The 14,400-nt window shown below is 69.0% G+C and carries 9 protein-coding genes and 3 pseudogenes; 7 read left to right on the plus strand and 5 right to left on the minus strand.

Annotation, left to right across the window (positions count from 1 at the left end):
• Positions 1-31 precede the first annotated feature (31 nt).
• The 4 genes and pseudogenes from IPG68_00295 to IPG68_00310 all read right to left on the minus strand — a co-directional run bounded on the left by IPG68_00295 (position 32) and on the right by IPG68_00310 (position 2,946).
• On the minus strand, positions 32-1,063 hold the full coding sequence (locus IPG68_00295) for an ABC transporter ATP-binding protein (GenBank protein MBK6761806.1): 1,032 nt from the start codon (positions 1,061-1,063) through the stop codon (positions 32-34).
• Positions 1,060-1,853: pseudogene (modB, locus tag IPG68_00300) on the minus strand (molybdate ABC transporter permease subunit). Before modB ends, IPG68_00295 begins: the two are co-directional and overlap by 4 nt.
• Positions 1,838-2,563 (minus strand): molybdate ABC transporter substrate-binding protein, encoded by a 726-nt coding sequence (gene modA / locus IPG68_00305; GenBank protein ID MBK6761807.1) that lies wholly within the window; start codon positions 2,561-2,563, stop codon positions 1,838-1,840. The pseudogene modB and the gene modA overlap by 16 nt, the downstream one beginning before the upstream one ends.
• A pseudogene (locus tag IPG68_00310) lies at positions 2,560-2,946 on the minus strand (TOBE domain-containing protein). Before IPG68_00310 ends, modA begins: the two are co-directional and overlap by 4 nt.
• A gap of 226 nt (positions 2,947-3,172) precedes the next feature.
• On the opposite strand from IPG68_00310, the gene IPG68_00315 reads away from it, so the two are divergent.
• From IPG68_00315 to IPG68_00345, 7 genes and pseudogenes are all read left to right on the plus strand, one after another.
• The gene (locus IPG68_00315; protein ID MBK6761808.1) at positions 3,173-4,672 is read left to right on the plus strand and encodes a sugar porter family MFS transporter; all 1,500 of its coding nucleotides are present in this window, start codon (positions 3,173-3,175) and stop codon (positions 4,670-4,672) included.
• A 123-nt stretch (positions 4,673-4,795) separates the two neighbouring features.
• Complete coding sequence (locus IPG68_00320; GenBank protein MBK6761809.1) at positions 4,796-5,203, plus strand: DUF2510 domain-containing protein; 408 nt, start codon at positions 4,796-4,798, stop codon at positions 5,201-5,203.
• A 555-nt stretch (positions 5,204-5,758) separates the two neighbouring features.
• Positions 5,759-6,502 carry a hypothetical protein gene (locus IPG68_00325; protein MBK6761810.1) on the plus strand — a complete coding sequence of 248 codons (744 nt, stop codon included), beginning with the start codon at positions 5,759-5,761 and terminating at the stop codon, positions 6,500-6,502.
• 6 nt (positions 6,503-6,508) lie between these two features.
• Positions 6,509-8,488: pseudogene (locus IPG68_00330) on the plus strand (acetoacetate--CoA ligase).
• Positions 8,489-8,681: 193 nt separating this feature from the next.
• Positions 8,682-9,908, plus strand: a complete 1,227-nt coding sequence (locus tag IPG68_00335; protein MBK6761811.1) for a DUF2156 domain-containing protein — start codon at positions 8,682-8,684, stop codon at positions 9,906-9,908.
• 2,670 nt (positions 9,909-12,578) lie between these two features.
• Complete coding sequence (locus IPG68_00340; protein MBK6761812.1) at positions 12,579-13,097, plus strand: hypothetical protein; 519 nt, start codon at positions 12,579-12,581, stop codon at positions 13,095-13,097.
• 244 nt (positions 13,098-13,341) lie between these two features.
• The gene (locus IPG68_00345; protein MBK6761813.1) at positions 13,342-14,142 is read left to right on the plus strand and encodes a tyrosine-protein phosphatase; all 801 of its coding nucleotides are present in this window, start codon (positions 13,342-13,344) and stop codon (positions 14,140-14,142) included.
• 4 nt (positions 14,143-14,146) lie between these two features.
• Here the strand turns inward: IPG68_00345 and IPG68_00350 are convergent, their stop codons facing one another.
• Positions 14,147-14,359, minus strand: a complete 213-nt coding sequence (locus IPG68_00350) for a hypothetical protein (protein MBK6761814.1) — start codon at positions 14,357-14,359, stop codon at positions 14,147-14,149.
• Between the last annotated feature and the right edge of the window lie 41 nt (positions 14,360-14,400).

Consider the following 14,400-nt stretch of genomic DNA (forward strand, 5'->3'; position numbering starts at 1 on the left):
GCCCGTCCCGAGCACAACCATCGGGTGGACATCACGCGGGGTACAGCGACACCTCGGCCGCTTTCGCCGCGAGGAAGACCTGCTGCCCGACTGACAGGTCGAGGGCTGCCACGGCGGCCGGGGTGATGTCGGCAGCCACCTCGCCCACCCGGATCCGTACGAGCTGGCCCTGCGGGACGATCTCGTCGACCGGTCCGGTGAACACGTTGCGCGGGCTTCCCTCGGGGTGGTGCCGGTGCACCGAAACGCTGGCCGGGCGGAAAGTGGCCACAGACGGGCCGCTGAGCGCGGAGATGGCCACACCGGCCACGGGACCGAGCTCCGTGCGGATGATCGCCTGCCCGGCGGGCAGTCCGGCGAGCAGATTGAGTCCGCACACCTGCGCGGCGAACGGGGTGCGCGGGCGGTGCAGCACCTGTTCGGTGGGCCCGTGTTCCACGATCGCGCCGTTCTGCATGACGGCGATGTGGTCGGCGAGAAGGGCCGCGTCGAGGATCTCGTGAGTGACGACCACGGCCGTGCGGCCGGTCAGCACCTCTCGCAGGGTCTGCCGGAGCTCGGCGGCGACGGGTTGGTCGAGGGCGGCCAGTGGTTCATCGAGCAGCAGCAGGTCCGGTTCGGCGGCCAATGCGCGGGCGATGGCGACCCGCTGCGCCTGCCCGCCGGAAAGGCTGCCCGGACGACGATCCGCCAGTGACGACGAGCGGGTGGTGTCGAGCCACCGGAGTGCCTCGCCGTGGGGGTCCGCACCCCGCCGGGCGCGCACCGCGAAGGCGACGTTGCGCAGGGCGGTCATGCGCGGGAACAGGCACGGGTCCTGGGCCAGCAGTGCGACCCCCCGCTTGTGGGTCGGCAGGTCGAAGCCGGTGGCGGTGTCGAACAACACCCGGTCGCCGAGTTGACCGCGCCCGCGATCGGGCCGCAAGAGACCCGCCAGGACCTGAAGCACGGTGCTCTTGCCGGCACCGTTAGGACCGATGACCGCCAATGTGCTGCCGGACGCAAGGTCCAGGTCCACGGTCAGCGCTCGCGGCGTCACCTCGAAGCCGGTGGACAGTCTCACGGGACCACCACCCGGCGTCGGGTCGCCACCAGGACCAGCACGGCGACCACGACGAGCAGCAACGACAGCGCCACGGCGGCGTCCGGGTCGGTCTCGCGCTGCAGGTAGATCTCCAGCGGCAGGGTGCGGGTGACCCCCTGCAGACTGCCGGCGAACGTGATGGTCGCGCCGAACTCCCCGAGGGCCCGGGCGAAGGCGAGCACGGCGCCGGACGCGATGGCGGGCAGGACGGTGGGCAGGGTCACCGACCGCAGCACCAGCGAAGGCGAGGCGCCCAGTGTGGAGGCCGCCGCCTCGTAGCGGGTGCCGACGGTGTGCAGCGCACCTCCAGGCTGATCACGAGGAAGGGCATCGCAACGAAGGTCTGGGCCAGCACGACCGCAGTCGTCGAGAACGCGATGTTGACACCGAGGGCTTCGAAGGATCCGCCGAGCAGGCCGCGCCGGCCGAAGGTGTAGAGCAGCGCGATGCCGGCCACCACCGGGGGGAGCACGAGGGGCAGCAGGATCATCGACCGCAGCAGTGACACGGCCCTGGTCCGAGAGCGGGCCATCACCAGCGCCATCGGGATCCCCAAGAGCATGCACAGGAGAGTGGCCATCGCCGAGGTGCGCAGGCTCAGCAGCAACGCTGCCACCGACGACGGGGAGGTGATCAGCGACCAGAAGTCCGTCCAGTCGACGCGCGCCACCATCGCCAGCAGCGGTAAGGCGATGAACAGTGCCCCGATCCCTGCCGGTAGGAGGATCCAGCCGGGCACACCCACTGCCCGTCTCACGGAGGGCCGAATCCGTGGTCGCGCAGGATCTGCTGCCCCTGATCGCTGAGAACCAGTTCGACGAAGCCGGCAGTGTGGGGGCGGTCGGAGGCGACGGCGATCGGATACCGGTTGACCGTGTTGTCACGCGCCGGGATGCGAAGGCCCCACACCGCCGGGCCGGCGCTGATGACGTCCGAGCGGTAGACCACCCCGGCATCGGCCTGACCGGACGTGACTTTGCCCAGCACGTCGGCGACGGAGGACTCCTCGCTGGCCGGTGCGATCTCGACCCCGGAGTTCTCCTCGACGCGGACCGTGGCGGCCCCACAGGGCACCTGCGGCGCGCAGACGACCACCTGCAGGGACGGATCAGTCAGGTCCGAGAACCCGTCCACACCGCCGGGGTTCCCGGCAGGTACGACGATCTGCAGGGTGTTGGTCGCGAAGATCCGCGGACCCGTGGCCGTACCGGAACCCACGGCGTCGGTCATCGTCGTCTCGTCCGCGGTGGCCAGCACATCGGCCGGCGCGCCGTGGTCAAGCTGAGCCACCAGATCCGACGAGCCGGCGAAGTTGAACGTGACCCGGGCCCCCGGGTGCTGCTCTTCATACAGCTGCCCGATGCGGGTGAACGGCTGCTTCAGCGAGGCCGCTGCGTAGACCGTGAGCCCGGCATCCGGGGCAGACGTCGAGCAGCCCGCCAGGATCAGTGCGACCAGCGCCACCGGAACGATTCTCACGGCACCTCGACGATCACGGTGGTGGACTTGATGACCGCGGTCGCGAGGCTGCCGACCTCCAGTCCCAGGTCGTGGACGGCTTCTGCCGACATGAGGAGACCACCCGGAACGGTCCGCACTGCAACTCCACCTGGGCCATCACAGCATCGGTGTGCACCTCGGTGACCAGCCCGGGGAACCTGTTGCGCGCAGAACTGCGGTTCAGGCCATCCGGCGAGTCGGCCTGCCGTCGCAGGTAGGCGGCCAGGTCGACGCCGGCGACCACCTTCCGGCCGGCGGTATCTGCGGTGGCGGGCAGACCACCCGCGTCGATGATCCGTCGAACGGTGCTCCTCACTGACCCCGAGGACCTCGGCGCATTGTCGAATCCGCAATTGCGTCACATCTGCGAGCATAGTCCCTCGTATGCGGCTGCGAGCAAGCGTTAAGGGGGCATATGAGACACGGACGTTGACGCCACCTGTGGGAGCGACCGGCGTGTTGGCGCCTTTGTGCCGGGGTGCCGTCGCGCCGGGAGCCGATTTCGCCGGATCGCCGGATCGCGCAGCGCGCAGCGCGCATGACCGCCGGTCGAGTGGATAGTTTCGGCAGCACATGAGAGGAGCAGCCATGGCTCACGGTCCCTTGCCGGGCGCTGGTGACAGCGGTCCGGTCGCAGAGGAGAAGTACCACACCGGGCGCGTGCTGCGGATGGCCGGCGTTGCTGCGTTGGGTGGCTTCCTCTTCGGTTTCGACTCCGCGGTCGTCAACGGCACCGTCGATGCGCTGAAGGAGAAGTTCAATATCGGCGATGCCATCGGCTTCGTGGTGGCCATCGCGCTGCTCGGCTCGGCGGTGGGCGCGTGGTTCGCGGGCACACTGGCGAACAAATACGGTCGCCGCAAGGTCATGATCATCGCCGCCGCGTTGTTCCTGATCGCAGCTGTCGGACAGGCCTTCCCGTTCTCTGTGGCCGACCTGATGTTCTGGCGGTTCATCGGTGGCGCCGGTATCGGTATCGCCTCTGTGATCGCTCCCATGTACATCGCGGAGATCGCTCCTGCGCAGTTGCGCGGTCGACTCGGCTCCCTGCAGCAGCTCGCGATCGTCCTGGGCATCTTCACCACAGCGGTGACCAACTACTTCATCCTCAACGCAGCTAGCGCCGGCAAACCCGAGACGAGCGCGAACAACACCTGGCTGCTCGGCCTCGAGGCCTGGCAGTGGATGTTCCTGGTGATGCTGGTGCCGGCGGTGGTGTATGGGGCGCTGGCGATGACCATCCCCGAATCGCCCCGCTACCTCGTGGCCATCGGCAAGGACGAGGAGGCCGCCGAGGTCCTGGCCAATGTGCTCGACGGCGACCAGCACGCGAAGGTCGCGGAGATCAAGGAGTCGCTGTCCGGCGATCACAAGCCACGATTCGCCGACCTGAAGGGCGCGGCACTCGGGCTCAAACCCATCGTCTGGATCGGTATCGGGCTCAGTGTGTTCCAGCAGTTCGTCGGGATCAACGTGATCTTCTACTACTCGAACAGCATCTGGGCCTCCGTCGGCTTCGACGAGTCGCAGGCATTCCTCATCACGCTGGTCACCAACACCACGAACGTGGTGGTGACCCTCGTCGCCATAGCCCTGGTCGACCGGATCGGCCGGAAGCCGCTGTTGATCGTCGGGTCTCTGGGGATGGCGGTCACGCTGGGTGTGATGGCCTTCGTCTTCGGCACGGCGGCGACGTGCACACAGGCTCTCGTGGATGCGGGCCAGGCGGGGTGTGCGGGCGCCGACTCCATCGGCACGCCCTACCTGACCGGCGCTGCGGGCCCGATCGCCGTGGTCGCCGCGAACCTCTACGTGGTCTTCTTCGGTGTCTCGTGGGGTCCGGTGGTCTGGGTGCTGCTCGGCGAGATGTTCCCGAACCGGATCCGGGCCGCGGCGCTGGCGGTGGCAGCCGCCGCACAATGGATGGCGAACTTCATCGTCAGCGTGTCCTTCCCGGGGATGTCGTCCATCGGGCTCGGCTTCGCCTACGGGGTGTTCACCGTCTTCGCCGTCCTGTCGTTCTTCTTCGTCCTGAAGTTCATCAGGGAGACGAAGGGCATGAGCCTGGAGGACATGCAAGAGGTGTGACGCCTCGCGTGTGAGCCCGAACGGGTTGCGATCACCTTTCGTGGTGATTCAGCGACCTGCTGTGATCGCGTCGGGTCCAGACCGCCGACTAGTCTGAACGCAGACGAACGAAAGGTTCCGACAATGGCCAACGGAAACCCGTCACCGGGCTGGTACCAGGACCCGCGGGACCCCAGCCAGGTGCGCTGGTGGGACGGCGGCGGATGGACGCAGAACACGCAGCCGATGCCTGGTGCTGTGCCGCAGGCGCCCGCCGCGCAGCAGCCCGCGCAGCCCGGTGAGCCGCAGTGGGGTCAGCAGCCCGCCCAACCGGGTGAGCCGCAGTGGGGTCAGCAGCCCGCGCAGCCCGGTGAGCCGCAGTGGGTCAGCAGCCCGCGCAGCCCGGTGAGCCGCAGTGGGGTCAGCAGCCCGCGCAGCCCGGTGAGCCGCAGTGGGGTCAGCAGCCCGCGCAGCCCGGTGAGCCGCAGTGGGGTCAACAGCCCGCGCAGCCCGGTGAGCCGCAGTGGGGTCAACAGCACGCGCAACCGGTGAGCCGCAGGGGGTCAGCAGCCCGCCCAGCCGGGTGAGCCGCAGTGGGGTCAGCAGCCCGCGCAACCAGGTGAGCCGCAGTGGGGTCAGCAGCCCGCGCAACCCGGTGAGCCGCAGTGGGGTCAGCAGCCCGCCCAGCCCGGTGAGCCGCAGTGGGGTCAGCAGCCCGCGCAGCCCGGTGAGCCGCAGTGGGGTCAGCAGCCCGCCCAACCGGGTGAGCCGCAGTGGGGTCAGCAGCCCGCGCAACCGGGTGAGCCGCAGTGGGGTCAGCAGCCCGCCCAACCGGGTGAGCCGCAGTGGGGTCAGCAGCCCGCCCAACCGGGTGAGCCGCAGTGGGGTCAGCAGCCCGCGCAGCCCGGTGAGCCGCAGTGGGGTCAGCAGCCCGCCCAACCGGGTGAGCCGCAGTGGGGTCAGCAGCCCGCCCAGCCGCAGCAGCCGTGGCCACAGCCCCCGCAACCCGGCGCTGAAGGTGGTTGGCAGCAGCAGGCGCAGCCGGGCGCCTGGGGCAGCGCAGTCCCGCCGGCTGCCGTGCCTGGCGGTCTGGCGCCTGGGTCGCCGATGGGACAGACCAACGTGTTCCCCACCGCGGAGACGATCGATCCCATCACCGGAATGCCGGCCACCACGCCCGATGCCAAGTCGAAGACGTCGGGCAAGCGGCTGGCGGCGCTGGTGGGCGCCACATTGCTGGTCGGATTGTTGATCCTGGGCCTTCTGTGGTTCTTCCTCTTCCGCGGCTCGGGTGACCAGGGTGCGGGGACCACCGGATCGGTGGAGGTCACGGCCACCTTCTCGGGCACGGTGGACCCGGCTTGCGCCGATCTCGGGGCGGCGCTCACCGCCGACGACCTGAGCACCACGGTGGCGAACCGGCTCAACGACGTGGCCATCGCCAAGGATCTCGAGGAGAACCAGGCCTACTTCGAGCAGTTGTCCAAGGACATCAAGCCGATCATGGACCAGTACCAGAGTGCGTGCATCGCCGCGGTCTCCGCGGGCAATGCGCCGGAGTTCTACCGCACCTTCGTCGAGACCTTCCAGGTGTCGGTCACTGACGGCGCTTCGGTGGCCGGTGCGGCCCTGCAGGACGGCGGACAGGTGCCGACCGAAGACGCGGACCGACTGCGGGCGGAGGCCAGCAAGCTGCAGGCCAGCGCGACGGCGGTCATCGCCATCTCCGGAGGCCCGTCACCGTCGTCACCCGACGCGACCTCGTCGGCGTCCGCGACTCCAGAACCTTCCCGCTCGCTGCCCACCTCGCCGGCGCCGGCCGAGACCGTGGTGCCGAGCCCCATCGGCTAGACCGGCATGGGATCACCGCTGTGGCAGCCGGAGCCGGCTGCCGTGCATCGCACGTCGGTCGCGCGGGTGATGCGGGAGGTCGAGCGCATCACGCAACGTCCGATGGTCGACCTGTCGGACTTCCACGACTTCTCCATCGCGGCTCCGGGCGACTTCTGGGACCTCGTGTGGGGGGAGTGTGGGGTCGTCGGCGATCGCGGGGAGGGCCCGGCGGTCATCCCGCCTGCGCCCGGGCACGACCTACGGGCCACGCGGTTCTTCCCCGCCGCAGCGCTGAACTACGCCGAGAACCTGCTCGCCGGTGGGGATCTGCCCGGCGCCCAGGACACCGCCATCGTGTTCCGGCGTGAGGACGGCCATCGTCGAGTGTGGTCCTGGGGCGAATTGCGCGCAGCGGTGGCATCGGTGAGGACCGCCTTGCAGGATGCCGGGGTGCGCCGTGGCGACACCGTGGCGGCCTGGATGCCTAACACGCCGGAGACCGTCATCACCATGCTGGCCACCGTGAGTCTGGGGGCGGTGTTCACCTCGACCAGTCCGGACTTCGGGCCCGCCGGCGTCCTCGACCGGTTCGGCCAGGTCTCCCCGGTGATCCTGGTCGCAGCCGACGGGTACGTGTACGGCGGCAAACAGCATGACCGCACAGCCGCGCTGGCGCAGATCGTCGACGGGCTGCCGAGCCTGCGTCAGGTGTGGCTGGTGCACGAGGTGGACCAGGACGCAGACGTTCCCGTGGCGCACAAGCGGCACTTCCGGGACATCCTTGCCGCCGCGGGGAACCCCCTGGAGTTCGAGCCGATGCCGTTCGATGCCCCGGGGTTCATCCTCTACTCCTCGGGGACCACCGGCGCCCCGAAGTGCCTGTCGCATCGTGCCGCCGGGTTCCTGCTCAAGCACGCCAGCGAGCATCGGTGGCACCTGGATGTGCGCCCCGGCGACCGGGTCTTCTGGTTCACCACCTGCGGCTGGATGATGTGGAACTGGCTGGTGGGGTCGCTGGCCGCGGGCGCCACGCTCGTGCTGTACGACGGGTCGCCGTTCCACCCCGAAGCCGACCACCTCTGGCGGATCGCGCAGGAGGAGCAGGTCACGCTGTTCGGCGTGAGTGCCAAGTACCTCGATGCCTGCGCGAAGGAAGGCCTGCGGCCGGGCGTACACCAAGATCTGAGCAGCCTGCGGACCATCGGGTCCACCGGCTCCCCACTGTCCCCGGAGGCCTTCGAGTACGTGTACCGGGACGTGAAGCCCGACGTCCACCTCGCCTCCATATCCGGTGGCACCGACATCTGCGGGCTGCTTCGTCATCGGTGATCCGACCGGGCCGGTGTGGGCCGGTGGGCTGCGAACGCCGGCGCTCGGTGCCGACGTCGACATCTACGACGACGGCGGCAACAGTCCTTGCGCGGGCAGGCCGGGGTGACCGGGGAACTGGTGTGCCGTAACGCTTTGCCGAGCATGCCGATCGCGTTCCTCAGCGACCCGCAGGGCGACCGGTACTCCGCCGCGTACTTCGAGCGGTTCCCCGGGGTGTGGGCGCACGGCGACTTCGCGACGTGGACCGAGCACGACGGAGTCGTGATCCTGGGGCGCTCGGATGCCACACTGAACGCCGGAGGGGTGCGGATCGGAACCGCGGAGATCTACCGGCAGGTCGAGTCGTTCGACGAGGTGCTCGAGTGCCTGGCGGTGGGGCAGGCCTTCGACAACGACACCCGGGTGGTCCTGTTCGTCCGGTTGGCCGAGGGGCACGACCTCGACGACATCCTGCGCGCGCGTATCGTGAAGCGGTTACGTGAGCAGTGCTCGCCGCGCCACGTGCCGGCACGGATCCTCGCAGTGCCCGATCTGCCGCGCACCCGGTCAGGCAAGCTCGCCGAACTCGCCGTGGCCGATGTCATCCACGGGCGGTCCGTGCGCAACACCGAGGCACTGGCCAACCCAGAGAGCCTGGGAATCTTCACCGACTTGCAGGAGCTGAGGACATGACACTTGTCGCCGAGGAGACGTCGGCGCACGACCTCAACCGCCGTGTCGAGCCGGACATCCCCCGGCGCAGGTACACCCCCGGCGCCGGATGGACCCGGCACGTGCCCAACGTCCTGCGCAGCCTCCTGCTGGGCGGTGGCCGTGTTCAGTGCGGTCACGGCGGTGTTCCCGGCACTGGCCCCGCGCTGAGCGGGTGCGGGATGTCATCGCCACCGTCTTCGTGCCGGCCCCACCCAACATCGCCTGGGCGGTGCTGCTGGTGATCTTCGCGTCGGCGCTCGGCAAGCGCAAGCGATCGGCGTGGTGGTTCCTGGTCGTCATCCTGGTGCTGGGCATGCTCGAATCGGTGGTTCTGCTGACCGAATCCGACGTGCGCACCAAGGAGATCGTCACGCTGGCCACCTCCTTGGTGTTCTTCGTGATCCTGCTGCTGGCCCGCAAGGAGTTCTTCGCGATCGTCCCGCGACGCAATGTGGTGATCGCGGTGGTGACCCTGCTCGTCGGGTTCGCAGTGGTCATCCCCATCGGCTGGGCCATGGTGGAAGCACTGCCGGGGTCGGTGCCGCGTTCGGATGCGGGGGCGTACTCGGTCAATCAACTCCTCGGTGGGCTCGGAGAGGCCGACGCGACCGGCATAGAGGGGCGGGCGACCCGGCCGGTGCCCTTCTTGCTGGGTGCGCTGGGCACCGTCGTGTACGTCGCATTCGGGCTGGCGCTGTTCCGCACCCGCGGCAACCTGCGCCGGATCACCGGCCAGGACGAGGTCGACCTCCGGGTCCTTCTGCACGATCACGGCGACCGGGACTCCCTCGGCTACTTCGCCACCCGCCGGGACAAGTCGGCCATGTGGTCGCCGTCGCACAAGTCCGCCGTGACCTACCGCGTCGTCAACGGCGTCAGCCTGGCCTCGGCGGATCCGATCGGCGACCCTGAATCATGGCCCCCCGCCATCGAGGAATGGCTGGAGGAGGCTCGTCACTACGGATGGGCGCCGGCGGTCATGGGTGCCTCGAACGGGTGCCGAGGCCTATGTGCGCGCCGGGCTGGAGGCGCTGAGTCTCGGGGACGAGGCGATCATCGAGTTCTCCCAGTACACCCTCGACGGCCGTCACATGCGGGCCGTGCGGCAAGCGGTGCACCGCTTGGAGCGGGACGGATACACCACCCGGGTGCGCCGTCACCGGGACATCCCCGCCGATCAGCTGGCGGAGGTGGTCGTGGACGCCGACCGCTGGCGGGACACCCACAACGAGCGCGGCTTCTCCATGGCCCTCGGCAGGCTCGGGGATCCGCTGGACGGCCAGTGCGTGCTGACCGAGATCTTCGACGCCGGGGGTGTGCGCCGCGGCCTGCTGTCCTTCTCGCCCTGGGGCACCTCGGGCATCTCGCTGGATCTGATGCGCCGGGATCCGGACGCTGAGAACGGCGTGATGGAGCTGATGGTCACGGCCACGGTCAACGCCGGACCGCTCATCGGTGTTGACCGGCTCTCGCTGAACTTCGCGGTCATGCGGGCGATCTTCGAGGAGGGCGCCAAGATCGGCGCAGGTCCGGTCATGCGTGCATCGCGGGCGTTCTTGATGTTTGCCAGTCGTTGGTGGCAGCTCGAGTCGTTGTACAAGTCCAATGAGAAGTACGAACCGGACTGGGTACCGCGGTACCTGCTCTTCGAACGTTCCGGCGACCTGCCGCGGGTGGGGATCGCGGCCGGCCTGGCGGAAGGATTCGTCGAGAAGCCACGGCTGCCGTTCACCGGCGGCCCCCGGGAGTCGCTGGCGGACGGTACCGCCGCGTCGCCGGTGGCCCTCTGGACGCCTGTGGCCGAGGAACTCAGCGCACGCGACGCCGAGGAGACCGCGGCGATCAGTCAGCGCCGGCTGCCGGAGCAGGAGCTCGTCCGCCGGGAGAAGTTGACAGCGATGCGGGAACGGGGGGTGGACCCGTACGCCACCGACTTCGACCGCCAGGACATGATCGGCGACCTCCGCTCGCGTTTCGGCGACCTCCCGGCCGACACCCGCACGGGCGCGCAGGTGCACATCGCCGGGCGGGTGATGCTCAACCGGGTGACCGGCAAGCTGGTATTCGCCCAGGTGAAGGACTGGAGCGGCCAGATGCAGGTGATGCTGTCGCTGGGGGAGGTCGGTGGCGAGATCCTCGAGCGCTGGAAGCGGGAGGTGGACCTCGGTGACCACGTGGGGGTCGCCGGTGAGGTGATCACCAGCAAGCGCGGCGAACTGTCCGTGTTCGCCAAGGACTTCGTCATCACGTCCAAGTGCCTTGTCCCGCTGCCGGACAAGCACGCCGGTCTCACCGACCCCGAGGCGCGCACGCGCCAGCGGTACGTCGACCTCATCGTCAACGACTCGTCGCGCGAGATGGTGGCCCTGCGCTCGACGGCGATCCGGGCGTTGCGGGAGAGCCTGTGGCGCCGCGGTTTCCTCGAGGTGGACACCCCGATGCTCCAGACCATCCACGGTGGCGCCAACGCCCGGCCGTTCATCACCCACATCAACGCCTACGACATGCGGTTGTACCTGCGTATCGCCCCGGAACTCTTCCTCAAGCGGCTGCTGGTGGGCGGGGTGGAGAAGATCTTCGAGGTCAACCGGAACTTCCGCAACGAGGGCGCCGACGCCACGCACAACCCGGAGTTCTCCAGCTTGGAGATCTACGACGCTTACGGGTCGTACGAGACGATGCGCGTACTCACCCGCGAGATCATCCTGGAGATCGCCACAGCGGTCTACGGCCGGCCGATCGCGCGCCGGCCGCTTCCCGACGGCGGGTACGAGGAGATCGACCTGTCACCGGAGTGGCCGACGATGACTGTCCACGAAGGGGTCAGCCACAAGTTGGGCGAGCAGGTCACGGTCGACACCCCCGAGCAGGTGCTGCGTGGGTACGGCGCGAAGCTGGAGATCCCGATGGACCCTGCCTGGGACGCCGCGGCCTGCCTGCTCGAGTTGTACGAGCACCTGTGCGAGGACACCACGACGTTCCCGACCTTCTACCTCGACTTCCCCACGGAGGTGTCGCCGCTCACCCGCAAGATGCCGTCGGAGCCACGCTTGGCGGAGAAGTGGGACCTGGTCGGCTGGGGTGCGGAACTGGGTACCGCTTACACCGAATTGATCGACCCTCTGGACCAGCGAGACCGCCTGGTCGCGCAGAGCCTGCTGGCCGCTGCCGGTGATGTCGAGGCGATGGAGGTTGATGAGGATTTCCTGCGAGCCCTGGAATATGGGATGCCGCCAGCCGGGGGGCAGGGCATGGGCGTGGAGCGGGTGATCATGATGCTCACCGGGCAGAACATCCGCGACACGATGCTGTTCCCGCTGGTCAAGCCGGAGTGAGCCGACGCCGGGCCACCAGCCGGGCCTCCGCCGCCGGCCCTCCAGCGCCGGCCCTCCGGCGCCGGCCCACCAGCCGAAGGCGGGGGAGATCCGGATACCCGGGAGCGAAACAACCCGGTTCGATCGCTCCCCGACGTCCGGAACTCTCCCCGGTACGGCGGGAGACCGGGCCACCCCAGCCTCCAGCCGAAGGCGGGGGAGAAACGGACACCCGGGAGCGAAGCAACTCGCTCCCCGACGTAGGGAGCTGTCCGGAGACCGGGCCACCCCACCCTCCAGCCGAAGGCGGGGGAGACACGGACACCCGGGAGCGAAGCAGATCGCTCCCCGACGTAGGGAATACGGCAGGAGACTGAGCCAACCCGGCCGCGGCCCGAAGGCGGGAGACCCACCGCTACCGGGGTGATCAAACCGGGGCGTCTCCACTCCACCCGGAGGGCGGCCGCCGGTGGGGCCAGCTCCGGCGTCATAAGGTCACGCGACCCCAACGCTGCGTTTACGTGAAGGCAACACCGCTGCGGGAGGCTGGTGTCACCGAAAGGGGGCCCGACATGCCGATCCGCCTCTCCGCGCTGGCCGGCCTGGCCGGCGAACTCAGCCAGATGACCGTGACCTGGGGTGGTCTGCTGGTCCAGTTGCCGACCACACGCGTCCGCATGACCTACTACGAGGATCACTTCTGATCGACGGTTACCGTTGAGGGGCCGGTGCGCAGCCGGCCCACAGGAGGCGTCATGAAGCGTGCAGGTCTGGTGATCGTGGCTGCGGTGCTGTTGGCGGGATGTTCTCAGAACACGACCTCGCCTCCAGCGGAGCAGTCCGAGTCCTCGGTGGCGCAGTCCACCCCCGCACCGAGCCCGACCTCGGCCGCCCCCACGCAGGCAACGACGACGCCGGCGGCCACGCCGACGGCGACCAAGCGTTCCACGACCCCCGCCCCCGGCACCGATGCCTTCTGCGCCTACATCAAGAAGACCGCCGGGGCCCAGCAGCGCGTGGAGGATCCACAGCAGTTCGTCGACCTCGTCGAAGGTGCATTGGCCGTAGCACCCGGTGCGATCCAGGAGGATCTGGCTTTGTACGTGGAGTCGGTGCGAAAACTGGCCCTCACCGTGACGGGGAGTCCGGACGAGGCCGCCAAGGCTGACGCGTGGCTGACCCGCAACGAGGATGCCATCGCTCAGGCGGAGGTCAACCTCGACGCCTACAGCCAGTCGACATGTGGTCGGCCCTTCATCACGGGAGAGGGCTGACCCAAAGGACTACCCAGTGTCTTCTGGACACCTACGAGGCCGCGCCGCTGGGCTGGGACGCCACCGATCCGGGTCCCGTGGCCGACTCGGTGTGCTTCCTGCTGTCCGACCTCGGCCGGACCATCAGCGGGGAGGCGTTGCATGTCGCATGGCGGTTACCACGCGCTCGCGGCGCCCGGGGTGCAGGTTGGCAGTGAAGTAAGCGCCTGGGCACGCCAGGGCACACGTGTGCCAGCATGGCCGGGTGATTGCCGAGGGCGCGGGGGGTTGGCTGCCGCGCAGGATCGACCTGCCGAGCCTGCCGAACCTGCGCGAGTTGGGAGGCGCTCCCGCCGGCGCGAACCGGACGGTTCGGCCTGGGGCGCTGTTCCGCTCCACCCAACTCGCCAGTCTCGACGATGCTGACCGCCCGGTCCTGGAGGCACTGGGCCTGGCCGTGGTGGTGGACTTGCGCACCGCCTTTGAGGTGCAGCGCGCTCCGGATGTACCGGTGACTGACAAGTACGTGTGGCTCGACGTCCTGCATGACTTCGCCATGGCGTCCACGGTCGGCGTCGAGGACCTGTTCGACGACCCGCGTCAGTTCCACACGATGCTGCGCGACGGCACGGCCACCGCGATGATGCACGAGGCCTACGTGGCCATGGTGGATTTGCCGAGCGCGCGGGACTCTTACGGCCGTTGGTTGCAGCAACTGGCGGTCGGCGACGGACCAGTGCTCGTTCACTGCACGAACGGCAAGGACCGGACCGGCTGGGCCGTGGCACTGGCGCTGCTGGCCGTCGGCGTGGACGTCCATGACGTGTTCACCGACTACCTCACCACGAACGAGCAGTTGCTCCCGGTGTTCGAAAGCCTGATCGCCAGCGTCGAGCAGCAGGGTGTGGACCCGGAACTGCTGATGCCCGTCATCGGGGTGCGCCAGGAGTACCTGGCCACAGCATTGGAGCGGGTTGAGCAGATGGGCGGGTTGGGCGCGTACCTGGCGTCACTGGGCATCGATGAGCACACATTGGACCGCCTGCGGGACCGCTTGACCCACTAGGTGATCAGGCGGTGCGGCGGGCGGCTCCCCGAGCTGCCCACAGATGTTCGAGTTGTTCGGCGATGTAGTCGCAGCCGGCGTCCTCGGCGTCCGCGAGAAGCAGGGCTGACTCCACCCGTGCGCGTTCGGTGTTCCCGGTGCGCAGCAGGCGGGCCACGTCCCACAGACGGCCGTCGAACTCCGCGCTCTGAGCGCAGTGCGTCTGTTCGGTGTTCATGCCACGAGAGTGACAGGGGGGTGTGACAAAACGCGGGTGCC

It is taken from the genome of Micrococcales bacterium, from assembly GCA_016703125.1.
In the GTDB taxonomy this organism is placed as follows: domain Bacteria; phylum Actinomycetota; class Actinomycetes; order S36-B12; family UBA10799; genus JADKAV01.

Excerpts from the sequence above, each read along its gene's own strand:
- IPG68_00315 (MBK6761808.1), top strand. The coding sequence starts at position 3,173 with ATGGCTCACGGTCCCTTGCCGGGCGCTGGTGACAGCGGTCCGGTCGCA.
- IPG68_00320 (MBK6761809.1), top strand. The coding sequence starts at position 4,796 with ATGGCCAACGGAAACCCGTCACCGGGCTGGTACCAGGACCCGCGGGAC.
- IPG68_00325 (MBK6761810.1), top strand. The coding sequence starts at position 5,759 with ATGGGACAGACCAACGTGTTCCCCACCGCGGAGACGATCGATCCCATC.
- IPG68_00340 (MBK6761812.1), top strand. The coding sequence starts at position 12,579 with ATGAAGCGTGCAGGTCTGGTGATCGTGGCTGCGGTGCTGTTGGCGGGA.
- IPG68_00350 (MBK6761814.1), bottom strand. The coding sequence starts at position 14,359 with ATGAACACCGAACAGACGCACTGCGCTCAGAGCGCGGAGTTCGACGGC.